We start from the raw sequence: 25,478 nt of genomic DNA, 5'->3' as shown, positions 1-25,478 counted from the left end.
GCGACGACCGCTTCGCGCTGTCGTCAGTTGAGCGCACGTCCAAGGGGTTGGTCTTGTCGTCCGAATTGAACGAGGATTCCCACGCGGGAAGCTCGCGGGTCGCGTCCCGCGAGCGCTCGTTCGCGCTCGGCGAGCTCACCGACAAAGAACTGCTGAGCGCCCACGCGCGCGGCGAGCGCCACGCCTTCGCCGAACTGCTGCGCAGGCACAACGACCACCTCTGGCAGACCGCCCTGCGCACCTCCTACACCCGCGAGGACGCCGCCGATTCGCTCCAGGACGCATTGCTTTCCGCGCACCGCACCGCGGGATCGTTCCGCGCCGAGGCCGAGGTACGCAGCTGGCTGCACGCGATCGTGGTGAACGCCTGCCTGGACCGGATCCGGCGCAACAAGACCCGGCGGGCGATCCCGCTGTCACCCGAGACGCTGCCGGAGCCGCGCGACGAACGAGACGAGTTCGCCGAACTGGAGATGTCGATCGTGGTGGACCGCGCGCTGTTCTCGCTGCCGCCCGATCAGCGCACCGCTCTGGTCGCGATCGATCTGGAGGGGTATAGCGTGTCGGAGGCGGCCGCGATGTTGGGGGTTCCGGAGGGCACCATCAAGAGTCGCTGTGCCCGCGGCAGGCAACGCCTGCAAGAACGGTTGGAATTTCTCCGTGATCCGGGGAACCGGAAGTAGTGGCGATGCGTCATTAATAGTGACGAACACCTGAGCGATGTACATACGGTGCCCGCGAGTTCCCGCGGCCCGACCGCGGCAGACAAGACAGTTACGTCGGATGAGAACACTGGAGGTGCGATGGCGACCCGGTCCGTACCGCAGCCTCCATTTTCGCCGGAGCTGCTGGCCGACCTGCACGCCGACAACGTGGACCCCGAACTCGGCGCGCGACTGTGGCCCGCCGTCCGCGCCGACTCGGACGCCGTGCGCTACCTGCGCTCCCTGGACGAGGTGACGACGCGGATTCGCGCCCTGCGCGCCGACGAGCGCGTCGTCCATCCGATGCCCGAGGACGTCTGCGAACGGCTCGCGGCCTTCGTCACCGAACTGGAACTGGACGAGGAGCCGACCGAACGGGTCGCCACCATTCATCGGATCGGCACCGCGGCATCCTGGAACGGCGCCGCCCCCGGACACGACGCTGCCGTCGGAAGTCACAGCGCGCCAATGCCTTCCGAAGAGCGGACGGATAACCTCGCGGCGCCCGTCTCGCTCGACGAGCGTCGCGGAAGACGGTTGCGCTGGCTCGCCGCCGCGGCCGCCGCCCTCGCGGTGATCGCGGGGACCGCCATCGGCGCCCAAATGCTCCGCGTCGACGAAGTGACGCCCACCGCACAACCGACGCCGAGCAACGGTCCCCTCGGTGATCTGACCCCCACCGCCGCGCTCGCCGCCCTCGGCCGCAACGACGTCACCGGACCACTCGGCAACCGAGCCGCACTCGACCGCTGCGTCGCCGCCACGGGCATCGACCGAGCAGTCCTCGGGTCGATGAACATGAAGTATCAGGGCAAGGACGCGGTGCTCATCCTGCTCACCGGTCCCACCCAGAACAAGGTCACGGCGTTGGTCGTCGGCCCCGGCTGCACCACGAGCGACCCGCAGGTGAAGCAAGTCACCGACATCGGCTGACCGAGCACGGGCCGCCCGGCGCGGGAACAACAGCGTTTAGGCTGTTGTTGACCGTCACGTTCCCCCCAGATCTTCTCGGAAGGGCCCCATGAGCACGCCAGTTCGCGACCTGATCATCGTCGGCTCCGGCCCCGCGGGCTATACCGCGGCCGTCTACGCCGCCCGCGCCGAACTCGAGCCGTTGCTGTTCGAAGGCACCCAGTTCGGCGGCGCGCTGATGACCACGACCGAGGTCGAGAACTTCCCCGGCTTCCGCGACGGCATCATGGGCCCCGACCTGATGGACGAGATGCGCGAGCAGGCCAAGCGTTTCGGCGCGGACATCCGCACCGAGGACGTGGACGCCATCGACCTGAGCGGGCCGGTGAAGACGGTCACGGTGGGCGATCAGACCTACCAGGCGTACGCGGTCATCCTGGCCATGGGCTCGGCCGCGCGCTATCTGAACGTCCCCGGTGAGCAGCGACTGCTCGGCCGCGGCGTGAGCGCCTGCGCCACCTGCGACGGCTTCTTCTTCAAGGGCCAGGACATCGTGGTGGTCGGCGGCGGCGACTCGGCCATGGAGGAAGCGACCTTCCTCACCAAGTTCGCGTCGAGCGTCACTATCGTGCACCGCCGCGAGGAGTTCCGCGCGTCCCGGATCATGCTCGAGCGCGCCAAGGCCAACGAGAAGATCAAGTTCGTGCTGAACGCTGAAGTGCTCGAGGTGCACGGCGAGAAAGCGGTGACCAGTCTCACGCTGCGCGACACCCGTACCGGCGAGACCTCCGAGCTGGCCGCGACCGGTCTGTTCGTGGCGATCGGTCACGACCCGCGCAGTGAGCTGGTGCGCGGCCAAGTGGAGCTGGACGACGAAGGCTACGTGCAGGTCGAGCACCCGACGACGGCCACGAAGATCCCCGGTGTGTACGCCGCGGGCGACCTCGTCGACCACACCTACCGGCAGGCCATCACCGCCGCGGGTACCGGCTGCCGCGCCGCGATCGACGCCGAGCGCTGGCTGGCCGAGCAGGGTGACATCACCGCGAACACCCTGGACGCCGCGGGCCGGCCGGTCGCCGTGCCGACCAACTGATCTTCGCTCTCACCGATTCACCAAGGAGAAAACCCATGTCCGAGAACACGGTCACCGTGACCGACAAGTCCTTCGCCGACGAGGTGCTGCTCAGTGAGAAGCCCGTCCTCGTCGACTTCTGGGCGGCTTGGTGCGGTCCGTGCAAGATGGTCGCCCCCGTGCTCGAGGAGATCGCGAGCGCGAACGCGGACAAGCTGACCGTCGCCAAGCTGGACGTGGACGCCAACCCGGAGACGGCCCGCGAGTACGAGATCCTTTCCCTGCCCACTATGATGCTTTTCCGCGGCGGCAAGCCGGTCAAGCAGATCGTCGGCGCCAAGGGCAAAGCGGCCCTCCTCCGCGAACTGGAAGGCGAGATCTGACGGCGCGAATCCACGACGCGCCGTAGGATGCCTGCACCACCCCCGTAATTGTCGGATTCCGGGGCAGGTCTGAGACAATCGACCGACGCTCCGTCGTGCGAGGGTGTATGCCGTCGCATGAGTGGGTACCCGGGTTGACGGAAGGAAAGGGCTCTCACGCATGCACCGACTTCGTCACGGTGATACCGGTCCAGCCGTCGCAGAGGTTCGGAGCACCCTGGCAAGTCTCGGCTTCCTGCACGCACACGCCATCGGCGCCGATCAAGGCGACGCGCGCGAGTACTGGAAGGACACCGAAGCCTCCTTCGATCACCACCTCGACTCCGCGGTCCGCGCGTTCCAGCAACATCGCGGGCTGCTCGTCGACGGTGTAGTGGGTCCGGCCACATACCGGGCCCTGAAGGAGGCGTCCTACCGGCTGGGCGCGCGCACGCTGATCTATCAGCTGTCCGCGCCGCTGTACGGCGACGACGTCGCCACGTTGCAGCGCAAACTGCAGGACCTCGGCTTCTACGTTCATCGAGTGGACGGGTACTTCGGCCCGCACACCCACGACGCGCTCACCGCGTTCCAGCGCGAGATCGGTCTGGCCGCCGACGGCATCTGCGGTCCGGACACGCTGCGTTCGCTGGAGTTGCTCGGCGCGCGCGTCACCGGCGGCAATCCGCACCGCATCGCCGAAGAAGAGGTGGTGCACCGGGCGGGGCCGCAGCTCACCGGCAAGCGGATCGTCATCGATCCCGGTCTCGGCGGTCCCGACAAGGGGTACGCGGTGCCGAGCGAATTCGGCGACGTCTACGAGTCGGAGATCCTGTGGGATCTGGCCAGCAGGCTGGAGGGCCGGATGGCCGCCACGGGTATGGAGACCTTCCTCTCGCGGCCGTGGGGCGCCAACCCCACCGACGCCGAGCGTGCCGAGACCTCCAACGCCTTCGACGCCGACCTGATGATCTCGCTGCGCTGCGCCACCAACCCGAGCCCCTCGGCGAACGGTGTGGCCAGTTTCCACTTCGGCAACTCGCACGGCTCCGTCTCGATGATCGGGCAGGTGCTGGCCGGGTTCATCCAGCGCGAGGTGGTGGCCCGCACGTCGTTGCAGGACTGCCGGACGCACTCGCGCACCTGGGATCTGTTGCGGCTCACCAAGATGCCCACGGTCCAGGTCGACATCGGCTACCTCACCAACGACTACGACGCCTCGGTGCTCACCAATCCGCGCATGCGCGACGTCATCGCCGAAGCCATCCTGATCTCGGTGAAGCGCCTGTACCTGCTGGGCCAGGACGATCAGCCCACCGGCACGTACACCTTCGCCGAGCTGCTGGCCGAAGAACTGGCCGCCGCCGACCGGGCCTGAGCTCCGTCTCGAACGAAAGCCCCTGCCGACTCCGGTCGACAGGGGCTTTCTCGGCTCAGCGTGCGCCCACCCTGGTAGGAGCTGTCATGGACGCGGCGGCGAGCAGCTGGTCGAGCGCGCGCTCCACGTCTTCCTTCCAACCGTGATCGGAATCCAGCTCCAGGCGCAGCCGCGGGAAGCGATGGTGCGGCGCGACGACCTTGAACCCGAAATCCTCCAGCAAGTCCGCATCGATCATGCAGGTCTGCGGTGAGCATTCGGTGGGGGAGGCCGCGGCGGAACCGCGGACCGGTGCGCCGATCCGTTCCATGAGCGTCATCGAACCGACCAAACGGTCCGAAAGGCGGGTGGCCGGCGGCTCGGTACGAATGCCGAACGCCTCCAAGGCCCGGACACCGCGACGCACCAGATCCGCCACCACGGCCTGCACCAAGCGGTGGGCGACGTCCTCGTCACGGTGCGGAAATTCGGTGCGCAGTGTCGTCAGCAGAATGGCGTCCGGGCTGACGGGGGAGGTGGGGAACAGCGACGCGCGCGGCACGGCACTGGGCGGCGAGTACAGCGCACAGCCCGCCACGCTGCCGTCCACGTTCGCCACCTGGCCGCACGATCCCCACTCGAGCATGACCGTCGACAGCCAGGCTTCCTTTTCGAAGACCGGATCACTGAATGCTCGCGAGTCCTCCGCGACGGCGGGATCGATCTCCCAGAAGACACAGCGACGAGCATGCGCGGGCAGCTTGTCCAGTCCGCCGAGGGTAAGTGCTGTGACGCTGGTCGACACCGCTCTGCTCAGCCTCCAGCTGTCCGATTCATCCACGCTCACGCCGCATCAACGTCTTCTCGCCAGCAAGAATAAGCGATCAAGCGAACCCGCCTCATTCCACGTCGCTGTGCTGTTGGTCGAAGCCCTCGTGCCGGGCCGATTGCGCGCGGAATGCCGGTGTGGCACCGCAGTTTTCGACGCCGTCACAGTGACGTTTCGACGCCGGGCCCGTACTTACCGTTAACACGGGGTTATTTTGCCTTTTCTGTTACTGACCGAGCTGCTCTTGTTCCATCAGACCGACGATGCGTTCCAGATCTTCCACGGACCCGAACTCGACGACGATCTTGCCCTTGCGTTTGCCGAGGCTCACGGTGACTCGGGTGTCGAACGAATTCGACAGGCGCTCGGCCACGTCCTGTAAGCCGGGCATGTGGATCGGCTTGCGCCGGGGAGCCGGGGGAGTGGCCGCATCCGGGTCGCGGTTGGCCAGCGTGACGGCTTCCTCGGTGGCCCGCACGGAGAGTCCCTCCGCGACGATGCGGGCGGCCAGCACCTCCTGTGCGTCGGCGCCCGCGTCCAGTCCGAGCAGGGCGCGCGCGTGGCCTGCGGACAACACGCCCGCGGCGACCCGCCGCTGCACCGGGATCGGCAGCTTCAGCAGACGGATCATGTTCGTGACGACCGGACGGGATCGACCGATCCGGGTGGCCAGTTCTTCGTGGGTGACGTCGAATTCTTCGAGCAGCTGCTGGTATGCGGCCGCCTCTTCCAACGGATTCAGCTGCACCCGGTGGATGTTCTCCAGGAGGGCGTCGCGCAGCATCGACTCGTCGGCGGTCTCCCTGACGATCGCCGGGATCGCTTCCAGACCGGCCTCCTGGGAGGCCCGCCAGCGCCGCTCACCCATGATCAACTGGTAGCGGTCGACGCCCGGCTCGACGCGGCGCACCACGATCGGCTGCATGAGCCCGAATTCGCGGATGGAGTGCACCAGCTCGGCGAGCGCTTCTTCTTCGAAGACCTGTCGCGGCTGCTTCGGGTTCGGCTCGATCTGATCCGGCGGAATCTCGCGGTAGATCGCGCCGCCGGGGGAGGCGAGATCGGCCCCGTCGGCGGTTTCGGTGGGATCGGGGACGCGGTGCAGATAGGCCGAAGCGGGCTGCGGACCGACGGGATCGAGACCGATCACGACGTTGGCCGCGGCGCTGCCGAGACCCTGCGTGGCCGCGGGGCCCGTCGGGATCAGCGCGGCCAGACCGCGCCCTAGCCCACCCTTCTTCGCCTGAGTCATCGGCCCACCGATCCCTTCCCTCGTTCGCCACCGACCCGGGTCACGCCGACCCGGGTCACCAGTACCCGAATCACTCCGCGCCGTTCGCGGCCTGCCGGGCCATCGCCCGCTGGGCCATTTCACGTCCGGCGTCGAGGTAGCTCATCGCACCCCGGGAGCCTGGATCATAATCGAGCACGGTCATCCCGTAGCCCGGAGCCTCCGAGACCTTCACGCTGCGCGGAATCACCGAGCGCAGCACGACATCGCCGAAGTGGCCGCGCACCTCCTCCGCGACCTGGTCGGCGAGCTTGGTGCGGCCGTCGTACATCGTGAGGATCACCGTCGACACGTGCAGCTCGGGATTCAGGTGGGCCTGCACCAGCCCGATATTGCGCAGCAGCTGACCGACGCCCTCCAGCGCGTAGTACTCGCACTGGATCGGGATCAGCACCTCCTTGGCGGCAACCATCGCGTTGACCGTCAGCAGGCCGAGGGACGGCGGGCAGTCGATCATCACGTAATCGATGTCGTAGCCCGCGATATTGGCCTCCTGGATAGCCCCCTTGAGGCGGCCCTCCCTGGCGACCATCGAGACTAGTTCGATCTCCGCACCCGCGAGATCGATCGTCGCCGGGATGCACAGCAGCCGCTCGTTGTGCGGACTCTGCTGGATAGCGTCCTTGACGGAGACCTCGCCGATGAGCAGTTCATAGCTGGAAGGGACACCCGAGTGATGCTCGATGCCGAGCGCAGTGCTGGCATTGCCCTGCGGATCGAGATCGATCACGAGCACCTTCATCCCCTGATGCGCCAGGGCCGCGGCAAGATTCACCGTCGTGGTCGTCTTACCGACCCCGCCCTTCTGATTCGCGATGGTGATGATCCGTTGCTCGCGAGGTTTCGGCACTGTCACCTTTCCTGGATGCAAGATCTGACTGGCGCGCTGAGCTTCGGCCGCAATCGGGGTCTCACTGGGGGAGATGTGCCCGAACGGTGTGCTTCCGAAGGCCTCCGCATCGAAGTTGCTGGAGTCCAGCATCCCCGGCACGCGCGACATGGTTTCCCGTGAAACATTCGCCGGACCGCTCGACATAGACAGCTCCTAACCAGAGAACTACAGACCACGTGCTCTCGGCCCATGCCGACGCCGTGTTTCAACAGCCTGTGTCGGATCGAACATGATGCTCCATCGGGATGGCGTCCGATCAACCGAGCGGAGCTGTCCCGCACACCACATCCCACCGTGGCACCAACGCTCACGCCCGACGCACACTAGCTTGCCAGCACTGAGCGCTAGAAGAAAGTTGAATCGCGGCGACACGCAGATAGCCGCGAATCAGCGTTGCGCACCGCAGGAATTCCGGCGGGGAGGTGGTTTGCACTGGGGGGATGGGGGTTCGGGGGCGTCCGGTTTCGGTTTTCGGGCGCGTGGAGGTTGGTCCGGCAGTGCAGTTTGGTTGAGATAGGGGCTCGTCTTTTCGATGTTGGGGCTGGTTGCGGCGATGTCGTGGGTAGGGATCTGCGCATCTGTTGCGGCAACGGGTGGGCGATGTTTCACGTGAAGCAATGTGTTTGTTGGTGCGGTGCCGGATCGCTGTTGCGTTAGTTCCGAAGGGGCGGTAGTGCTTCGGGAGGCGGCTCTGGAGTCGTCCGCATGGGGGATCCGACGGTTGTCGTCGGTCTGCTGTCGTCGGTCGGGTGTGGGGATGGCGTTGCTCGTCGGTTGTCCTGTTATTGCTTGTCAGTCATCGCTTGTCATCAGTTGACTTGTCGCTGGTGGCTTGTCGCTGGTCGTTGGTCCGCCTTCGGTTTCGGCTCCGCCTTCGGTTTCGGCTCCGCCTTCGGTTTCGGCTCCGCCTTCGGTTTCGGCTCCGCCTTCGGTTTCGGCTCCGCCTTCGGTTTCGGCTCCGGCTCCGGCTTCGGCTCCGGCTCCGGCATCGGCTCCGGCATCGGCTCCGGCATCGGCTCCGGCATCGGCTCCGGCATCGGCTCCGGCATCGGCTCCGGCATCGGCTCCGGCATCGGCATCGGCATCGGCATCGGCAACGGCAACGGCAACGGCAACGGCAACGGCAACGGCAACGGCAACGGCAACGGCATCGGCATCGGCATCGGCATCGGAGGGCGGGTTACCAAGAGCAGCAGGGGAGTCCAGAGCGCGAGTTGCCGATGCGCGGTTGACGGCACGCCGCCGCTCCCACCAATGAGCCGCCCGACGTAGCCGACAGGGAAGATCCGTCCCTCGAATCGCTCCGAATCCTCCAGCAATGACAGCGCTCCGAGCGCCGCACTGTTTCGACGCAACTGCTCTAGTGCAAGTACCTCCGGCGCGACTGCTCTGCCACAAGTACCTTCGGCACCGCCGCTCTGCTGCGAACACCCCCCGTCTGACTGCTCTGCTGCGAACACCCCCCGTCTGACTGCTCTGCTGCGAACACCCGCAGTACGACTGCTCTGCTGCAAGCGCTCTCGGCAGGACTGCTCTGCTGCGAGCTCTCTCGGCACGATCGTTCTGATGCACGCACTCCCGGCACGACCGCTCTGTCGCAGCTGGTCCCAGCGCAACCGCCGGCGCGACTGACTCATCGGCACCACCATTGGGGGCTGCCGTCCGCCTCGGCGAGGAAGGGCGCGGAAAGCAACTGCCGGTCCTCGGGGAGCGGGCCGCCACTTTCGACTACACGTCCGCGCACGGCATTCGCGGCGACACTGCACTATTGCGAGTTCACGAGAGAAGCGGTCGGGCTCCGCGGGCTCCGTCCCACGCTGGCGGCAGCCGCGAGCCAACCACCGCAGCTGAACAGTTCGGAGCCCCACGGCGAAAACATCCAAACCACAACACCCGTCAGCGCGCGCAGAGCGACTCGACTCCGAAGGAAGTCCGGGAACCCCTCGCGCATCGAACTCCTACCAGCTCGACCGCCGACGCCGGGCATCGATGCTTCACGTGAAACATCGATCGAACACTCCCCATCCCCCAAGGGGAAGTCTCCACTCGCACCCACATCAATCCGTACAGCCGCTCTGCCGCCCCACCACACAACCGCCCACCCATCTCCCGACGACGGTGCAAATCGTTTGATACCGCGCCGGATACCCCAGAGACACGGCAATGCTCCCACCCCACAGTTGCGCTCACTAAGCGGCAGATCCAAGCCGACCATGCCAACGGGTCAACGCACCAGGACGACTCTGTCGATCCGAATCGCATCCCCCTCCCGGCTGGCTGAACCACGACTCGACTCCGCCCCCGACTTCAGCCTGAGCCTGGCCCCGACTTCAGCTCCGGCCACGCTACCGCCGACCCTCCGACTCTGGCTGTGGCGACGGCTCCGCCTCGTGCGGCGGCTTCAGCTCCGGCTTCGGTTCCGCCCTGGCTCGAGCCTCGGCCCCGGCCCGGTCTTCGACCCCCTGCCCCGGCTTCGCCTCGGCCCCGGCCCCGGCTACGGCTTCAGACGCGGCCCCGGCTTCAGCCCCAAGCTGCGCCACCGCTACCGGCCCCGGCACCGGCTTCAGCTCCTGGCCCCAACTTCACCTCCAGGCCCCGGCGCCGACTTAAGCCCCCACAGGTCCGGCTGCGGCTGCGGCGCCGCCTACGGCACCGACTTGAGCTCCGGCCCCGACCGGAGCTCCGGCTCCGGCTCTGATTGCGGCGGCCGCGGCTCCGGCAGCGGCTCCGGCCTCCGCCCTGGCTGTGGCTGCGGCTGCGGCTGTGGCGCAAGCTCCGGCTCCAGCCCCTCTGCCCCTCCGGCTGCGGCCGAGGTCCGCCTACGGCGCTGGCTTCGGCTCTAGCCCCGGCCCAGTTCCGGGTCTGACTGCGGCGGCCCCGGCTTCACTCCTCCTCCGGCCCCGGCTTCGGCTCCTTCTCCGGCCACGGCTCGAAGTCCAGCACCGGCTCCGGCTCAGCTTCAGCTCCTGTCCCCGGCTTCAGATTCGGGCTCAGCTCCACCTCCACCTCCGCCGCCCCTCCGGCTGCGACTCGGCGTCAGCTCCAGCCCGTGCCGTAACTCCGGCCCCATCTGCGGCTCCAGTTGCGCTTCAGCTCCAGATTCAGCTCCAGATTCGGCCCCAGCTCCGGCTTCAGATCCGGCTCCTCGCCGCCCCTCGAGCCTCCAGCTGCGGGTGCGGGTGCGGCGCTGCCTTGAGCACTGGCTCCAGCTTCGGCTCCGGCGCCGCCTCCGGCCTCGGCTTCAGCTCCGCGTCCCGGCCCAGCTCCGCCTCCGACCCCGCCGCTCCTCCACACCATCACCCGCGTATCTCCCGACGATGCGAATCTGGTTACTGCTGGGCCGGATAACGCAGAGACACGGGAACTCTCGGACCTCACAGCAACGCGCCACGCGGCAGGCGCGAACCCTGCCATCCCAACGGAACAGCGCGCCAGGAAAGTCCTCTCGCTGATACGAATCGCAGCCCTCGCCCCGACTGGCTGGACAACGGCTCGACTCCGCCCCGGCTTCGGCTCCACTCCGGCCCCGGATTCAGCTTTGGCCTTAGCATCGCCTCCGGCCCGGCTTCAGCTCCGCGCCGCCTCCAGCTGCGGGTGCGGGCGCGGCGTGGGCTGCGGCTCCAGCACCGCCTTCAGCTTCGGTCCCGGCCCCGGGCTCCAACTCGGGCCTCAGCCGCAGCCTCAGCTCCGGCTAGAGCCGCTTCGGCCCCGACTCCAGCACCGGCTCGAGCTCCGCTTCGGGCTCCGGCTGCGGCTTGGGCTCCCGCTTCCGGCCTCAGATTCAGCTCCAGCCTCCGCCTCGGCTGCGGTCCGGCTGGGCCTCCAGCCGGATCAGGCTGCGGCTCGCTCACGCGCCACCATGCGCTGGGCGATCGAAGCTGATGTTTCACGTGAAGCAGCGGCGGAGAAGGGTCCACCGGCTGCCCGCCCGTAGGTGATGCTGCACCGTCGCGCGATCACAGCCGCTCGAATCGATGAGTCACGTGCGGTGGCCGCGGATCCATGTGCGGCTCCGGCTGAACGACGGCTCGACTCCGGGCCCCGGCCTCAGCTTCGGCTCCAGCTCCGCCTCCACCCTCGGACTGAGGTCCACACCGGCTCCGGCCCTGACTGCGACTCCTGGCCCCCGCTCCGCCTCGGGCCCCGCCACCTCCTCCGGCTGCCGCTGCGGCTCCACCGACGGCGGCTGGCCCCAGCCCCTGCCGCAGCTCCGGTCTGAATACGGCTCCGGCCCGGCCTCGGTTCCGGCTTCAACTCCGCCTCCTGCGCCCGCAGCCCATCCGGCTGCGGCTCCAGCTGCGACAGCGACTTCGGCTCCGGCCTCTACGGAAGCTCCGGCTATGAATACGGCTCCAGTTGAGGCTCCGGCTCCGGCCTCAGATCCAGCGCCTGGTCCGACCGCGAGTCCGACTTCGGCCCTGGCTCCAACCGCAACTGCCGCAGCGCCGCCTCCGGTCTCAGGCTTCAGCTTCGGCCACGCAGCCCCTTCGGCTCCTGATCTGCCTCCGATGGCGCCCCCGGCTGAGTCCCAAGCTACCGCGATTCAGGCGGCTCAGGCGGCGGCTCAGGCGGCGGCTCAGGCGGCGGCTCAGGCGGCGGCTCAGGCGGCGGCTCAGGCGGCGGCTCAGGCGGCGGCTCAGGCGGCGGCTCAGGCGGCGGCTCAGGCGGCGGCTCGCTCGCATTCGCTCGCGCGCCACCATGCGCTGGGTGATCGAAGCTGATGTTTCACGTGAAGCAGCGGCGGTGGAGGGTCCACCCGCTGCCCGTCCGCTGATGATGCTGCGCCGTCGTGCGATCGCGGCCGCTCGAATCGATCAGTCATGTGCGGCGGCAATGGGGGAGGGGAGTAGGTCACGCGCTCCGAGGTCTGTCTCCGCTATTCACGGCCATGGATCTCACGGAGCCCGCAGGCCGACGATTTGTCACGGGAACCCGCAGCCGCTCCTCGTCTGCCGCCAACGCCGCGTACGCCCCGGACTGAGTCGGGCGTTGCCGCCAACTCCTCGAGGATGGGCATTTGCGTCCGCGGCCCGCCCTCGGCCGAGGATCACAGCAGACCTCCGACCGTGTCCGTCGTCGGCGTCATCCAATCCTTGTCTTGACGGGCACTCACGGCGAGACGCCGTCCAGACTTCACCGGACAGGTCGGCGTGATCCGCTCTGCCGTGGGCGGCTCGGCGGCTGGTTTCATGTGAAACATCGGACATGGCTCGCGCACGAGTCCACGGAATGCGCTTCCCACAACACCACTCGCACCGGGCTGCTCAATGGTTTGTCTCCGCTGCCGTTGTACGCCGCTGCTTTCCGTTGCCGCCTGTGTTCATACGCCGCCGTCCGCTACAGGCCGCCGCCCAGACCTCATTGGACATGCGCGATTCGCTCTGCGGTCTGCGACACGGTGCCCTGTTTCATGTGAAACATCGAACATGGCTCCCGCAGGAGTTCTCGGAACGTACCGCCAGCAGAACCACTAGCGCCGGGCTCCAACCCACGACTACTCGATAGTTCGGCGCGGCTGCCGTCGCTGCCACTGTCGCCGCTTGTCGCTAAGGCCGCCATCGGCAGGAGACTGCCGTCCGCCGCTTGGCCGGCGGGCGCCTGCCGTCCATCGTCTATCGCACACCCGGCCATCGGTCGCCTGCCATCCTTCGCCTGGTCTGCGGGCACCTACCGTCGTCGCTCGCCTGTCGCTCACCCAGCCGTCCACCCCCACCACTGTCGCCCCGCTCGGCAAAGAGGCCGCCGCCCGCCGGAGACTGCTGGCGCGGTCGCTCGGGCCGGTGTGGCCGTCGCGCGGGCCCGCGTACGTCGCGCCGCCCCGTCCTCCGCGACCGCCGCCCCGGCGCAAGCGAGGCGGGGTGCTGCGCAAGGTGATCGGGGCGTTGGTCGCCGCCATCGTCCATCGCCCGCGCCACAGGGGCAACTGCCGTCGCCCATCGCCGTCGGTCGCCCGCTGCCCGTCGCTCGCGCGGCCGTCGACCCCGCCTGCCGCGCAACCGTCGCCCCGTCCGGCGAGAGGCCGCCGCCCACCGGAGACTGCCAGTCGCCAGTCGCCAGTCGTCCATCGCCCGCCCGGCCGTCGGTGGCAGGCCGAGCGTCGGACCGTCTCCTCGAGGTCGCTGGAGCCCGCCCGCGCGGCGGTCGCCAAGGCCGGTGACGTCAATCTGGCCGCGACGGTGCTCATCGCCTCCACGCCCAGCGCGGAATTCCCGTTGCGACTCGCGGACGCGCTCGGCATCGCGCGTGATTCGGTGCGCACCCCCGACCTGTCCGACGGGGACCCACACACCGCCGCGCTGCCACACCGACAACTTGCTTTCGCATGACCGACCGACAGCAGACCGCTCGCGTCGGTACCTCTCTCGACCCACCCGCCTGCCCGGCTCCCACGCGGCCACAGCGCCCACGGCACAGCCACCCGTATCGGCGCACGGCACACCTCGGCGGGACGGACCCCACCGCGCCGCCACGTGACCAGCGCGGCCGCCACGGCGCACCGAACTCGTACGTGTGCATGCCCATCCACATCGAGACGCACCACCGTTCGCTCCACCACACAGCGACCGCCACACGCCACCTGGGCAACCGACTGGACGCCACGCGTCCAACCGTCCAACCGCCCAGACGCCGCGCGCGCAACTGACAGGGCCAGACTCGATCACTCGTCGCACCAAGTCGAAACGATGCGGATTCGGCCAGCGTGCCCACTTCGCTGGGTACCAGATGTCACGCACTCGACCACCAGAGACGCAATGGCGAAAGTTTTAGACGCCGCATGGCAATGTTCCACCCAGCAGACAGCTGGGCGTCCGTACATCCCCATAGCGGGAAGTAGTCCACACATCACCGCGACCGCGACTGCACCAGCTAGCCGACAGCCCCACGAGGAACGCTCAGCGTGCCTACGCGGACTCGATGACCGCCGGGTCACAGCGGTCGGCTTCGCGACCGGCCTCACGCATACCAGGGTGCCCGCCGATCTGATCGCCGCCGGAACCGTTCGCGCGAAATCGCTTGGCGCTCGGCAACATCTATACCCACGATGGCTGCCCTTCGATTGTGCGCGCGAAAGCCGCACAGCCCCACGCGGTAACCATGTAAACGGGCGTGAGGCACTCGCCACTCGACGAATGCCCACCATCGCGCCGCGCACTTCCCAGATTCCTTACCAGGAGACCAGACCGACCGTGCGTCTCATCGAATCAATCCAGCGACTGCGAGAAGCGAACGAGTCGACGACCGGAAGCGGACGGGCCGTACGGCCCAATCAGTTCGAAGCCAACGACGGTCAGCGATCAAGACGGGCGGTCAGCTCGCCCCGTCGGCCCCGACGGACCTGGCACACACGGACGAGAAGGAACCACCTACTTCGACCGACGCCGCTCCACACCCCGGCGCAGCACCCCGCCCTCGGCTCGACCGCCCGCGCGGCGGGCCCCCTCCTTCTCCGTACGCCGCCGGGGCGCGCGTTCCGCCCGCGGCAGGCGTTCCGCGCTGATCACCAACGTCGGCGTTTCCAGCACGCCGACTCCGCATTCGAGGACCTCGAACTTCCCCGCGCCTGCGCGGGTGAGCGACTCACCGTCGCGCTCCAGTTCTTCGGCCGCGCTGACGCCCTTCAGGGCGAGCATGCGGCCGTGGTCGCGGAGGAGGGGGAGGGACCACTGGGCGAGTTTGGCGAGGGGCGCTACGGCGCGGGAGGTGACGATGTCGGCGCCGCCCGCTTCTTTCATCACGCCGGATTGTTCGGCGCGGCCGCGGACGACGGTGATGTCCAGTCCGGCCGCTTCGATGAACTCGCTCAGGAAAACGGTGCGGCGCAGCAACGGCTCGACCAAGGTGATGCGGAGGTCCGGGCGGACGATGGCCAAGGGGATCCCGGGGAGACCCGCGCCACTACCGATGTCGACGACGGTCGCCCCCTCGGGCATGAGTTCGGCGACGACCGCGCAATTGAGGATGTGCCGATCCCAGAGCCGTGGCACCTCGCGAGGGCCGATGAGACCACGCTCGACACCGGCGGTCGCGAGGGCGGCGCAGTACCGGCGGGCGATGTCGAGCCGATCACCGAAGACCGTGGCGGCCGCCGCGGGCGGCTCCAGCTCGGTCGGCAGCTCGGCGCTTCCACCGATTTGTCGTTCCACGTGAAACATCCTTCCGAGCTCGAGGTCGACCACATTGCACGATAGGGGCGGGGTTGCGCGAGCGACCGAGAGGCCGCGACGCCCCGGCATGGAGAAGGCCCCCGGTCCGAAGACCAGAGGCCAATCCAATCATCAATCGTCAGCGTGACGAAACGCGCCGTCCACCGGATAGGCCCGGCGATCAGCCCGGAACGACCACCACGAAGCGGTTGGGCTCCACGCCCTCGCTCTCGCTGCTGACTCCATCGATCGCCGCGACGGCGTCGTGCACGATCTTGCGCTCGAACGGCGTCATCGGCGTGAGCGATTCCGGCTCACCGGATTCCAGCACCCGCTTGGCGGCGGCGGTGCCGAGCGCGCTGAGCTCGGAGCGGCGCTTGGCGCGCCAGCCCGCGACGTCCAGCATCAGGCGGCTGCGCACGCCGGTGGCCTGCTGCACCGCGAGGCGGGTCAGCTCCTGGAGCGCGTCGAGGACCTCACCGTTGCGGCCGACCAACTTCGACAGGTCGCGTCCGCCATCGATGCTCACGACGGCCCGGTCGCCTTCGACGTCCAGGTCGATGTCACCGTCGAAGTCGAGCACGTCGAGCAGCTGTTCCAAATAGTCGCCCGCGATCTCGCCCTCTTCGATCAGGGCTTCCTCGGCATCGCTCGCCACGTCGCCGGCATCCGCTCCGGCGTTCACCATCGTCGTTGCCACGGTGGCGTCCCCTCCGTCGGTTTCAACAGTCATTTGGATTCCTTCATCTGTCCATCGCGCGCGCCGGGCGCTCGGCGCCGGGCAGTAGCGCGATCAAGGGTTGCTCGGCGGTCAGCGGCGACGCTTCTGGTTCGGCCGGCCCCGGGTGCCGGAGCGCTTCTGCCCACCGGGCCTGCGCTGTCCGGGGGCCTTGCCTGCCGCGGACTTCGGGGTGCCGTTCGACGACGGTTCCGCATCGGACGGCTCTGCGTCGGCGGCGGTCGCGGCCGCCGCCGGCTTCTTCTTCGTGCTCACCGGCTTGGCGCCGGGCTTCGGCGCGTTCTGCGCGCGCTGCTCGAGCTTGGCCTGCTTCTTGGCCTCTTCTTCTTTGGCCATCCGGCCGAAGACGAGGTGCTGCTGGCCGTAGGTCCAGATGTTGTTGGAGACCCAGTAGATCAGGATGGCGATCGGCAGGAACGGACCACCGACGAGAACGCCGAGCGGGAAGACCCAGAGCGCCAGCTTGTTCATCATCGCCGCCTGCGGGTTGGCGGCGGCCTCCGGGGTCTGCCGCGCGACCGAGGCGCGGGCGTTGAAGTGGGTCGCCAGACCGGCGATCACCATCAGCGGGATGGCGACCAGGGCGATGCTCACCCGGCTCGGAACGCCGCCGTAGTCGGCGAAGGCGAGGAGTTCGTTGGCCGGGGTGGTGATGAACGCCGAGATCGGCGCGCCGAAGATGCGGGCGCTCAGGAAGGACTGGACGTCGGCCGCGTTGAAGACGTAGTTCGCGGTGTTCGCGTTCTCCTCGGGCGTCATGCCCAGCTGACCGAACCCGTGCCCGGTGCGGTTGAACGAACGCAGGACGTGGAACAGACCGAGGAAGACCGGCACCTGCGCCAGGATCGGCAGACAGCCCATCAGCGGGTTGAAGCCGTGCTCCTTCTGGAGCTTCTGCATCTCCACCGCCATCTTCTGGCGGTCGTTCTTGTATTTCTTCTGCAGCTCCTTGATCTGGGGCTGCAATTCCTGCATCTGTTTGGTGGTTCGCACCTGCTTCACGAACGGCTTGTAGAGCACGATGCGCAGCGTGAAGACCAGGAACACCACCCCAAGCGCCCAGGCCAGGCCGCTGTCCTTGCCCAGGCCAGGGATCGCCGCGAAAGCACGGTGCCAGAACCACAAGATCCAGGACACCGGGTAGTAGATGAAGTCGAGCACGGCTCTATGCACTCCCGTCGTTCGTGTCGCCGATCGCCGCGCGCGGCGATCCTTTACAAGCGTGTGGCGCCGACGTCGGGGCGTCGGCCGCAGCCTCGTTCCGTGTGCGCTGCTTGCGCTCGGGAACGGGATCCCACCCACCAGGGTGCCAGGGCGCGCATTTGGCCAATCGCACGACCGTCAATACGAGGCCGACGAACAGCCCTCTGGTACGCAACGCGGTGACCGCGTACTCGCTACACGTCGGGGTGAAGCGGCACACCGGCATCCGTGTGGGGGAGACATAAGTCCGGTAGAGCTCGATCAGGAAGATCAGCGTACGAGCGGGCAGCCGGGCCAGGGTGGCGGCGAACTTCACGACGAAACGTCCGCGTCCGCGGGCACGGCGGCGACGGGTCGAGCCCGTCCGTCGGTCCGGCCGGGGGCCTGTGCGACACCGAGTTTGCGCAATCCGCTGCGCAACTGCCGCAGCAGTTCGTCGGATTCCGCGTTCGCGGCGCCGGGCAGTGCCCGGATCACGATGTCAGCGTCCGCAGGCAGTTCGCTGATCACCTTGGCGCACATATGACGCAGGCGGCGGGCCACCCGGTGCCGAACCACCGCGGAGCCCACCGCCTTGCTGACAATCAATCCGAACCTCGGCCCGCCGACACGAACGATCGCTCCGGTTGCTACCGGAGAACCGTGTCGTTCATCAGCGCCCACAACTCCGTCATACCCGTGCACGAGCGCGTGTACGACCAGATCTCGCCTCCCGATTCGCTGGCCGCGGCGCACCGTCCGGGAGAAGTCGGCACGATGATGCAACCGATACGGCTCAGGCAACACCCGAGCGTCCGAGAGCGAGGATCAGGCAGTGAGTTCGGCGCGGCCCTTGCGGCGACGCGCCGAAACGATGGCGCGACCCGCACGGGTGCGCATCCGGAGGCGGAAGCCGTGAACCCGCGCCCGACGACGGTTGTTCGGCTGGAACGTCCGCTTGCCCTTGGCCACGGTCAACACTCCTCGAGTTGGTGGGCGCCCTTCGGCGCCCGAAGCTTGTCGGTGATACGTATGTGCGCGATGAATCGCGATGTCATCATCGGCGCGCGTCGGTCCTGGCGCACACGGTCGTTCAACGACCAAACACGGTCAGCACAGGACCGCCACCGCACCAAGGGGTGACTGTACGAGGGTACTGATCCGCTGGAGACGGGTCAAACTCGGCCCCCGAGGCCGAATCGAGGGCTCCGGTGCGCGACGCGCCCGGGCGTCTTCGTGACTTCGTCCACACCCCTAGGCGTCCCGAAGGGCGCCATGAGCGACGTGTTGCCAGACGGTTGCTACAGAACCCCAGGTCGGGGCGCGATCTCCGCGAACTCCGAGCCCGTTCGACATTTCCCCAGGGTTTTCCACATCTGTGGATAATTGTGTGGAAAGACCCCTGGAGTGGCATATTCGTAGGCCGACGGCGCCAGCGCCGCTGCCTTGGTACGGGGGAATCCGAGCAGCGTCCACACGGCTACGGACGTACGCGGGATCACAGGATAGCCCATTCTCGAACCTGCTCGCGTACCCCGGCCGTCTGCTCCTATCGACCTACATCCGGGGAGGAAACTGCATGGACGACGAGCAGAACGTGTTGGCCACCGTGTGGCCCGAGGTGATTGCCGAGCTCACCACCGGTTCCGACGACGGCTCCATCGCGGCGGTGACCCGAGCACAGCAGGCCTGGCTCAAACTCGTCAAGCCGATCACCGTGGCCCAGGGCTTCGCCCTGCTCTCGGTGCCCTCGTCGCTGGCCCAGGAGGCCATCGAACGCGACCTGCGCGAACCCATCCTCCGCTCGCTCGCCCGCCGCCTCGGTCCCCAGGTCGAGGGCCTCGGCGTGCGCATCGCGGCGCCCGCCACATCGAGCGCCGATCGTTCCGCCGCCAATCCCCGGCACGCCAGGATGACCAGCCGCCCCGAGCGAAGCAGGGAGACGGCCCACCGAAACCGGGAAGCGCAGCGCCCGAGGGAGACGCAGCGCGGCCCCATCGGTTTCCCGGCCGATCCGCCGAGCCGCACCGACTACCCCGCCCCGAGGTACGCCCAGCAGTCGGACTACGCGCCCGCGCCGGAGTACTCGTCCGACTATCCCCAGGCTCCGGACTACGCGCCCGCCGCCGAGTACGCACCCGAGTACAGCACAGCTTCCGAATACAACCCCGCGGCCGAATACACCCCGGCGCCCGAGTACCCGCCGAGCACGGACTACCCGGCCGACGACTATCCGACCTCGGCCTACCGCTCGCCGATCGCGGGCGACTACCCGGGCCCGGCCGAGCCCGGCGCGCAGGTCCCCGAGGTGTCGACCGGGCCGCGGCAGGGGATGGGTTCGCGGCGGGATTCGACTCCGCCGGGACAGGAGTCCCTGTTCACGCCCGAGCCGGGTCCCGCACCGATGCGCGGGCCCGCCCGGATGCCGTTGCGCGAGGCCGCGCCCGCCGCGCACGAATCGGTCCGCGAACCCGGCGAAGGGCTGCGCACCGAGCAGCCCGACGACGAACCGGTCGTCAACGTGCGCAACAACTGGCCGACGTACTTCGCCAAGAGCCAGGAGAGCCCCGCGCCTGCGAACTCGTCGGCCAGCCTGAACGCGAAGTACACCTTCGAGACCTTCGTCATCGGCGCCTCGAACCGCTTCGCGCACGCCGCGGCGGTGGCCATCGCCGAGGCGCCCGCCCGGGCCTACAACCCGCTGTTCGTCTGGGGCGCTTCCGGCCTCGGCAAGACGCACCTGCTGCATGCGGCGGGTCATTACGCCCAGCGGCTGTTTCCCGGCATGCGGGTGAAGTACGTGTCGACCGAAGAGTTCACCAACGACTTCATCAACAGCCTGCGCGACGACCGCAAGGTGGCGTTCAAGCGCCGCTACCGCGAGACCGACATCCTGCTGGTCGACGACATCCAGTTCATCGAGGGCAAGGAAGGCATCCAGGAGGAGTTCTTCCACACCTTCAACACGCTGCACAACGCCAACAAGCAGATCGTGGTCTCCTCCGACCGTCCGCCCAAGCAGCTGGCCACCCTCGAGGAGCGGCTGCGGACCCGGTTCGAGTGGGGCCTGATCACCGACGTGCAACCGCCGGAACTGGAGACCCGCATCGCCATTCTGCGCAAGAAGGCGCGGATGGATCGGCTCGACGTGCCGCACGACGTGCTGGAACTGATCGCCAGCCGGGTGGAACGCAACATCCGCGAGCTCGAAGGCGCGCTGATCCGGGTCACCGCGTTCGCCTCGCTCAACGGTCAGCCACTGGATCTGCCCCTGGCCGAAGTGGTGCTGCGGGATCTGATGCCCGACACCGCCGCGCTGGAGATCAACGCGGCGACGATCATGGCCGTGACCGCGGAGTACTTCAACACCACGCTGGAGGAGCTGACCGGCCCCGGCAAGGCGAGGCCGCTGGCGCAGGCCAGACAGATTGCCATGTACCTGTGCCGCGAGCTCACCGACCTATCGCTCCCCAAGATCGGCCAGGCGTTCGGCCGCGACCACACCACGGTCATGTACGCGGAGAAGAAAGTTCGCAAGGAGATGACCGAACGGCGCCGCGTCTACGACCAGGTCCAGGAACTCACAGCCCGAATCAAACAGCGCTCGCGCTGAGCGTTCTCCACAACCCAGCACCGCCTCTGACCAGGGGCGGTGCTTTTTTGTGCGTTGTGGATTCCTCGAGGAATCCTTGTGGAGTCCTCGAGGAATCCACCGGTTTGTCCACCGGTTGGTGCACAGGACTGGGGATGGGTCCGTCGGCCTTCACTCACAGCCGGATATCAACATCATCCCCATCGATATCTGCCCACAGGCTCTGACCAGCCTCGTCTCGGTCGAGGGCTTGTGGAATCCTCGAGGAGTCCGTGTGGAGTCCTCGAGGATTCCTCGAGCTGTCCACCGAATGGTGCACACGTGTGAACAACAGGGTGAATCCGGTGGAACAACTCGAGGACGGCTCGAGGATGAACGGGGGACAGTTTTCGAACCTCCACAGACGCCTCGAATTCATCCTCGAGTCACCCGACGGCCATCCCCACCGCACCACACCCCCGGACCAGCGCAAACGGGCTCAGTCCACAGATTCCACAGTGCCTACTACTACTTCAGTTCTTCTTCTTATAGATCTCTCTTCAAAACAGGGTGTGTGGAAAGTCGGTCGAGCAACGTCCGGTCGGGAGCCACTCGTCTGCACAGGCAAGGAGAAGAGGGGACCGGTCCGTCGCACACAGAGACATCCGCTCCGGACACGCGAGCGCGAATCGAGGGTCGGACTAGGTAGCCGCGCCACACGCGGGTACGGTTTTAAGTCGGTCGCCTGTGCCAGACTGCTGGTGCGGCCGATCCAGCACCCCCTGACGAGAACCACACGCTGTCGAGCCAGCACGCTGTCCGAGCCAACAGTGTTCGGACGGACGCAATACACGGATCACGGAACCGGGAGAGGACAGATCGGGCGATGGAGCTTGCGAGCATGAAGTTTCGGGTCGCTCGAGAGGATTTCGCCGAGTCCGTCGCCTGGGTCGCGCGCAGCCTGCCGTCCCGGCCTCCGGTGCCGGTGCTGGGTGGCGTGCTGCTGGTCGCGAGCGAGGACGGACTGACCGTCTCGGGATTCGACTACGAGGTCTCCGCGCAGATGCGCGTCGCGGCCGAGGTCGCCGGTCCCGGCGAGGTCCTGGTCTCCGGCCGCCTGCTCGCCGACATCACCAAGGCGCTGTCCAACAAGCCGGTGGACGTCTCGGTCGACGGCACCCGCGTGCTGATCTCCTGTGGCAGCGCCAAGTTCTCGCTGCCCACCATGCCCGTCGAGGACTATCCCCAGCTCCCCGAAGTGCCGCAGCAGACCGGTGAACTGAGTGTGGACGTCTTCTCCGAGGCCGTCGGCCAGGTCGCCGTCGCGGCGGGCCGTGACGACACCCTGCCGATGCTCACCGGTATCCGCGTCGAGATCGAGGGTCCCCAGGTCGTTCTCGCGGCCACCGACCGCTTCCGGCTCGCCGTGCGCCACATCGAATGGCAGCCCGCCCGCACCGATATCGAGACCTCGGTGCTCATCCCGGCGCGCACGCTGTCCGAGGCCGCCAAGACGCTCGGCCCCTCCGACGCCCCCGTGCAGCTCTCGCTGGGCACCGGCGCGGGCTCGGACGGTCTGCTCGGCATCGTCAACGCGGGCCGCCGCACCACCACCCGGCTGCTCGACGCGGAATTCCCCAAGTTCCGTCAGTTGCTCCCCAAGGAGCACACGTCCATCGCCACCTTGGAAGTGGCGGCGCTGACCGAGGCCATCAAGCGCGTCGCCCTGGTCGCCGAGCGCGGTGCACAGGTGCGTCTGGAGTTCTCCAGCGAGGGCCTGTTGCTCTCGGCAGGCGGCGACGACGCGGGTCGCGCCGAGGAATGGCTGCCCGCCGATTTCCGCGGCGAAGCGCTGACCATCGCCTTCAACCCGGGCTACCTGGTGGACGGCCTGTCCGCGCTGCATTCCGACCGGGTCACCTTCGGGTTCACCACCCCCAGCCGTCCCGCGGTGCTGCTTCCGGCGAGCGAGGAGGAGCCCGCGGTGCTCGACTCCGGGTCCTTCGCCGCGCTGGCCAGCTCCTACATCTACCTGCTGATGCCGGTCCGGCTCCCGGGCTGAGCATCTGTGCGTGATCCGGTGCCGTCGCCCGTGGTGACCGGGGCGGTGTAGCGAATGTTCATCCGAGCGCTGTCGCTGCGCGACTTCCGCTCCTGGGAGCACGCGGAACTCGAATTATCCCCAGGCCGAACGGTTTTCTTGGGATCGAACGGCAACGGCAAGACCAACCTGCTCGAGGCGATCGGCTATCTGGCCACCCTGGGCTCGCACCGGGTGGCCGCCGACGCGCCACTGATCCGGATGGGCGCGCAGCGAGCGCGGATCGGCGCCACGGTGGTCAACACCGGTCGTGAGCTGCGCGTCGACGTGGAGCTCAACCAGGGCGCGGCCAATCGCGCGCAGATCAACCGATCGCCGGTGCGCAGACCGAGGGAGATACTCGGCATTCTGCAGACCGTGCTGTTCGCGCCGGAGGATCTGGCGCTGGTGCGCGGCGACCCGGGGGAGCGCCGCAGATTCCTCGACGAGTTGTGCACAGCCCGGCTTCCCAGGTTGGCCGGCGTTCGCGCGGACTACGACCGCGTGCTGCGCCAGCGCTCCGCCCTGTTGAAAACCGCTGGGCGGCAAGCGAGATCGCGGGCCGACCTGAGCACCCTCGACGTGTGGGACGGGCACCTGGCCGAGCACGCCTCGGTGCTGCTGGCCGAGCGGTTACGGCTGGTGCACGACCTGTATCCCCATCTCGCCCATGCCTATCGGTCGATCGCGCCCGAATCCCGGCCCGCCGCAATCGGTTACCGCAGCGCCTATCTGCCGCCGGAGTTCCTCGATCCCGCACGGGAGCCGCAGGCAGGCGACACGGCGGCGCTGGAGGAGATCGTGCTGCGGGAGCTCGCCGCGGCGCGGTCCAAGGAATTGGACCGCGGTGTCTGCCTGGTGGGCCCGCACCGCGACGATCTCGAGTTGGTTCTCGGCGACGCCCCTGCCAAGGGCTTCGCCAGCCACGGCGAGTCCTGGTCCTTCGCTCTCGCCCTTCGCCTCGGCGCGTTCGACCTGCTCCGCTCGACCGGAGCCGAACCGGTGCTGCTGCTCGACGACGTCTTCGCGGAACTCGACCGGCGGCGGCGCACCGCGCTCGCCGAGGTCGCGGCGGGCGCCGAACAGGTACTGATCACCGCCGCAGTGCCCGAGGACGTGCCAGAAGAACTGGCCGCGGTTCCGCTCCGGGTGGAAACCACCGGGGAATCGACGCACCGCACCTCACGCATCGTCGAGCCCGCACCGGGATTCGCCTGAAGCTGTCCACAGGGAAGTCCGCGGGTTGTGCACAGAGGGGGAACACCGACGCGGGGCGAGCGGCGACGCGTGCGACGGTTCGTCGGCGGGCTCCCGTACAGTTGCCCTGCACCGGGGTCGGGACGGGACTGTCGATTCATCCCCAGCGCCTGTGGAGAACCTCGCCGAAAGGTGTTCTCCCACAGTGGTGCGGAATCGTTCGGCGATCGCGGCCGCACTGCGCCGCACCTCCGGAAAACGCCACGAACAGGCGTTCGACCCCGCGACGGTCGGTGCGCTGACCGGGCGTTTCGGCGTCGAACCCGACCGGCCTGCGGTTGGGGACAACAGAGCAAGATCTGGGGACAAACCAGGCGGTCGAACGGAGCGGGACGATGACTGATCAGCCCGAACAGGGCGCTCAGCAGCCCGGCGGTGAGCCGCAGTTGCGCGGCATCGACCTGGCCAGGCGCGCGCTCGAAGAGGCGCGGGCCGCGGCCAAGGCCAGCGGGAAGTCGGTCGGGCAGGGCAGGGCCTCGCCGGTTCGGAAGCTGCGTACCGGCGCGCGCAGGCGCACGGGCTGGTCCGGCGCGCGCCCCGACGACCGCGATCCCCAGCTGTTGTCTCATCTCGCCACCCGCATCGCCAAGGGCCGCGGCTGGGACGGCAAGGTCGCCGAGGGCACGGTTTTGGGCCGCTGGGCGGGTGTCGTCGGCGAGGACATCGCCTCGCATGCCACCCCGATCGCGCTCAAGGACGGTGTGTTGAGCATCGCCGCCGAGTCCACCGCGTGGGCGACCCAGCTGCGCATGCTCCAGAGCCAGATCCTGGCGAAGATCAACGCCGCCGTCGGCCACGGCGTGGTGACCCAGCTGAAGATCTCCGGCCCCGCCGCGCCCAGCTGGCGCAAGGGCGAGCGGCACATCAAAGGTCGCGGTCCGCGCGACACGTACGGCTGATCGCCCGCCAGGGCTCGGTCGTCGAGTGCCGAATCCGCTCTGGCAATTATCCGATACCCGGTGTTACGTTTATCCGCATATCCACAGGTATCTCCACAGTCCCCGCCTCGGGACCTGCGGCTTTCACGTGGAACGCCCGATGCTGCGCCCATGCCCTGCATCGGATCGACAACGCGCACAGGAG

General features: G+C 68.0%; 20 protein-coding genes. 10 read left to right on the top strand and 10 right to left on the bottom strand.

The features are described from left to right. Positions 1 to 53 precede the first annotated feature (53 nt). The 5 genes from sigM to AC3EO7_RS28220 all read left to right on the top strand — a co-directional run bounded on the left by sigM (position 54) and on the right by AC3EO7_RS28220 (position 4,431). Positions 54 to 683, top strand: coding sequence for an RNA polymerase sigma factor SigM (sigM, locus tag AC3EO7_RS28240; RefSeq protein WP_431971445.1), 630 nt, complete (start codon positions 54 to 56; stop codon positions 681 to 683). A 120-nt stretch (positions 684 to 803) separates the two neighbouring features. Beyond that, a complete protein-coding gene (locus AC3EO7_RS28235; RefSeq protein WP_435592881.1) occupies positions 804 to 1,637 on the top strand; it encodes a hypothetical protein in 834 nt (277 codons plus the stop codon). A gap of 88 nt (positions 1,638 to 1,725) precedes the next feature. Continuing rightward, positions 1,726 to 2,712, top strand: coding sequence for a thioredoxin-disulfide reductase (gene trxB / locus AC3EO7_RS28230; protein WP_431971447.1), 987 nt, complete (start codon positions 1,726 to 1,728; stop codon positions 2,710 to 2,712). Positions 2,713 to 2,747: 35 nt separating this feature from the next. Further along, complete coding sequence (trxA, locus tag AC3EO7_RS28225) at positions 2,748 to 3,074, top strand: thioredoxin (RefSeq protein ID WP_431971448.1); 327 nt, start codon at positions 2,748 to 2,750, stop codon at positions 3,072 to 3,074. 160 nt (positions 3,075 to 3,234) lie between these two features. Next, positions 3,235 to 4,431 (top strand): N-acetylmuramoyl-L-alanine amidase, encoded by a 1,197-nt coding sequence (locus tag AC3EO7_RS28220; protein ID WP_431971449.1) that lies wholly within the window; start codon positions 3,235 to 3,237, stop codon positions 4,429 to 4,431. 55 nt (positions 4,432 to 4,486) lie between these two features. On the opposite strand, the gene AC3EO7_RS28215 is transcribed toward AC3EO7_RS28220, so the two are convergent. The 3 genes from AC3EO7_RS28215 to AC3EO7_RS28205 form a co-directional block, all read right to left on the bottom strand. Next, the gene (locus AC3EO7_RS28215) at positions 4,487 to 5,215 is read right to left on the bottom strand and encodes a GNAT family N-acetyltransferase (protein WP_431971450.1); all 729 of its coding nucleotides are present in this window, start codon (positions 5,213 to 5,215) and stop codon (positions 4,487 to 4,489) included. A gap of 250 nt (positions 5,216 to 5,465) precedes the next feature. Further along, entirely contained in the window at positions 5,466 to 6,491 is a 1,026-nt protein-coding gene (locus AC3EO7_RS28210; protein WP_435592880.1) for a ParB/RepB/Spo0J family partition protein, read from the bottom strand. A gap of 70 nt (positions 6,492 to 6,561) precedes the next feature. Then, positions 6,562 to 7,512, bottom strand: coding sequence for a ParA family protein (locus AC3EO7_RS28205; protein WP_431954254.1), 951 nt, complete (start codon positions 7,510 to 7,512; stop codon positions 6,562 to 6,564). Between the two features lie 699 nt (positions 7,513 to 8,211). On the opposite strand from AC3EO7_RS28205, the gene AC3EO7_RS28200 reads away from it, so the two are divergent. Continuing rightward, a complete protein-coding gene (locus tag AC3EO7_RS28200; protein WP_435592879.1) occupies positions 8,212 to 8,694 on the top strand; it encodes a hypothetical protein in 483 nt (160 codons plus the stop codon). Positions 8,695 to 10,305: 1,611 nt separating this feature from the next. On the opposite strand, the gene AC3EO7_RS28195 is transcribed toward AC3EO7_RS28200, so the two are convergent. The 7 genes from AC3EO7_RS28195 to rpmH form a co-directional block, all read right to left on the bottom strand. Next, a complete protein-coding gene (locus AC3EO7_RS28195; RefSeq protein WP_435592878.1) occupies positions 10,306 to 10,428 on the bottom strand; it encodes a hypothetical protein in 123 nt (40 codons plus the stop codon). Between the two features lie 4,358 nt (positions 10,429 to 14,786). After that, complete coding sequence (gene rsmG / locus AC3EO7_RS28190; RefSeq protein WP_435592877.1) at positions 14,787 to 15,575, bottom strand: 16S rRNA (guanine(527)-N(7))-methyltransferase RsmG; 789 nt, start codon at positions 15,573 to 15,575, stop codon at positions 14,787 to 14,789. A 172-nt stretch (positions 15,576 to 15,747) separates the two neighbouring features. After that, a complete protein-coding gene (locus tag AC3EO7_RS28185; protein ID WP_431972454.1) occupies positions 15,748 to 16,254 on the bottom strand; it encodes a Jag family protein in 507 nt (168 codons plus the stop codon). Between the two features lie 123 nt (positions 16,255 to 16,377). After that, positions 16,378 to 17,466, bottom strand: a complete 1,089-nt coding sequence (gene yidC / locus AC3EO7_RS28180; RefSeq protein WP_431972416.1) for a membrane protein insertase YidC — start codon at positions 17,464 to 17,466, stop codon at positions 16,378 to 16,380. 4 nt (positions 17,467 to 17,470) lie between these two features. Next, positions 17,471 to 17,824, bottom strand: a complete 354-nt coding sequence (yidD, locus tag AC3EO7_RS28175) for a membrane protein insertion efficiency factor YidD (protein ID WP_431972417.1) — start codon at positions 17,822 to 17,824, stop codon at positions 17,471 to 17,473. Beyond that, complete coding sequence (gene rnpA / locus AC3EO7_RS28170) at positions 17,821 to 18,294, bottom strand: ribonuclease P protein component (RefSeq protein ID WP_431972418.1); 474 nt, start codon at positions 18,292 to 18,294, stop codon at positions 17,821 to 17,823. The genes yidD and rnpA overlap by 4 nt, the downstream gene beginning before the upstream one ends. Positions 18,295 to 18,315: 21 nt before the next feature. Then, positions 18,316 to 18,459 carry a 50S ribosomal protein L34 gene (gene rpmH, locus AC3EO7_RS28165; RefSeq protein WP_005516618.1) on the bottom strand — a complete coding sequence of 48 codons (144 nt, stop codon included), beginning with the start codon at positions 18,457 to 18,459 and terminating at the stop codon, positions 18,316 to 18,318. A 607-nt stretch (positions 18,460 to 19,066) separates the two neighbouring features. Between rpmH and dnaA the strand changes: the two genes are divergently transcribed. The 4 genes from dnaA (at position 19,067) to AC3EO7_RS28145 (ending at position 25,294) form a co-directional block, all read left to right on the top strand. After that, positions 19,067 to 21,100: a chromosomal replication initiator protein DnaA gene (dnaA, locus tag AC3EO7_RS28160; RefSeq protein WP_431972419.1), complete on the top strand. Its 2,034-nt coding sequence runs from the start codon at positions 19,067 to 19,069 to the stop codon at positions 21,098 to 21,100. An 844-nt stretch (positions 21,101 to 21,944) separates the two neighbouring features. Continuing rightward, positions 21,945 to 23,120, top strand: coding sequence for a DNA polymerase III subunit beta (gene dnaN, locus AC3EO7_RS28155; RefSeq protein WP_431972420.1), 1,176 nt, complete (start codon positions 21,945 to 21,947; stop codon positions 23,118 to 23,120). Between the two features lie 54 nt (positions 23,121 to 23,174). Continuing rightward, complete coding sequence (recF, locus tag AC3EO7_RS28150) at positions 23,175 to 24,356, top strand: DNA replication/repair protein RecF (RefSeq protein WP_435592876.1); 1,182 nt, start codon at positions 23,175 to 23,177, stop codon at positions 24,354 to 24,356. A 374-nt stretch (positions 24,357 to 24,730) separates the two neighbouring features. After that, complete coding sequence (locus AC3EO7_RS28145) at positions 24,731 to 25,294, top strand: DUF721 family protein (RefSeq protein WP_431972422.1); 564 nt, start codon at positions 24,731 to 24,733, stop codon at positions 25,292 to 25,294. Positions 25,295 to 25,478 lie beyond the last annotated feature (184 nt).

Source organism: Nocardia sp. bgisy118 (genome assembly GCF_057708605.1).
This window is presented reverse-complemented; position numbering and strand designations above follow the sequence as displayed.

What these genes read in the sequence shown, in the direction of transcription:
- trxB (WP_431971447.1), top strand. Translation starts at nt 1,726, where the DNA reads ATGAGCACGCCAGTTCGCGACCTGATCATCGTCGGCTCCGGCCCCGCG.
- AC3EO7_RS28205 (WP_431954254.1), bottom strand. Translation starts at nt 7,512, where the DNA reads ATGCTGGACTCCAGCAACTTCGATGCGGAGGCCTTCGGAAGCACACCG.
- AC3EO7_RS28210 (WP_435592880.1), bottom strand. Translation starts at nt 6,491, where the DNA reads ATGACTCAGGCGAAGAAGGGTGGGCTAGGGCGCGGTCTGGCCGCGCTG.
- rsmG (WP_435592877.1), bottom strand. Translation starts at nt 15,575, where the DNA reads ATGTTTCACGTGGAACGACAAATCGGTGGAAGCGCCGAGCTGCCGACC.
- AC3EO7_RS28235 (WP_435592881.1), top strand. Translation starts at nt 804, where the DNA reads ATGGCGACCCGGTCCGTACCGCAGCCTCCATTTTCGCCGGAGCTGCTG.
- dnaA (WP_431972419.1), top strand. Translation starts at nt 19,067, where the DNA reads ATGGACGACGAGCAGAACGTGTTGGCCACCGTGTGGCCCGAGGTGATT.
- AC3EO7_RS28220 (WP_431971449.1), top strand. Translation starts at nt 3,235, where the DNA reads ATGCACCGACTTCGTCACGGTGATACCGGTCCAGCCGTCGCAGAGGTT.
- trxA (WP_431971448.1), top strand. Translation starts at nt 2,748, where the DNA reads ATGTCCGAGAACACGGTCACCGTGACCGACAAGTCCTTCGCCGACGAG.
- AC3EO7_RS28185 (WP_431972454.1), bottom strand. Translation starts at nt 16,254, where the DNA reads ATGGTGAACGCCGGAGCGGATGCCGGCGACGTGGCGAGCGATGCCGAG.
- recF (WP_435592876.1), top strand. Translation starts at nt 23,175, where the DNA reads ATGTTCATCCGAGCGCTGTCGCTGCGCGACTTCCGCTCCTGGGAGCAC.
- AC3EO7_RS28145 (WP_431972422.1), top strand. Translation starts at nt 24,731, where the DNA reads ATGACTGATCAGCCCGAACAGGGCGCTCAGCAGCCCGGCGGTGAGCCG.
- dnaN (WP_431972420.1), top strand. Translation starts at nt 21,945, where the DNA reads ATGGAGCTTGCGAGCATGAAGTTTCGGGTCGCTCGAGAGGATTTCGCC.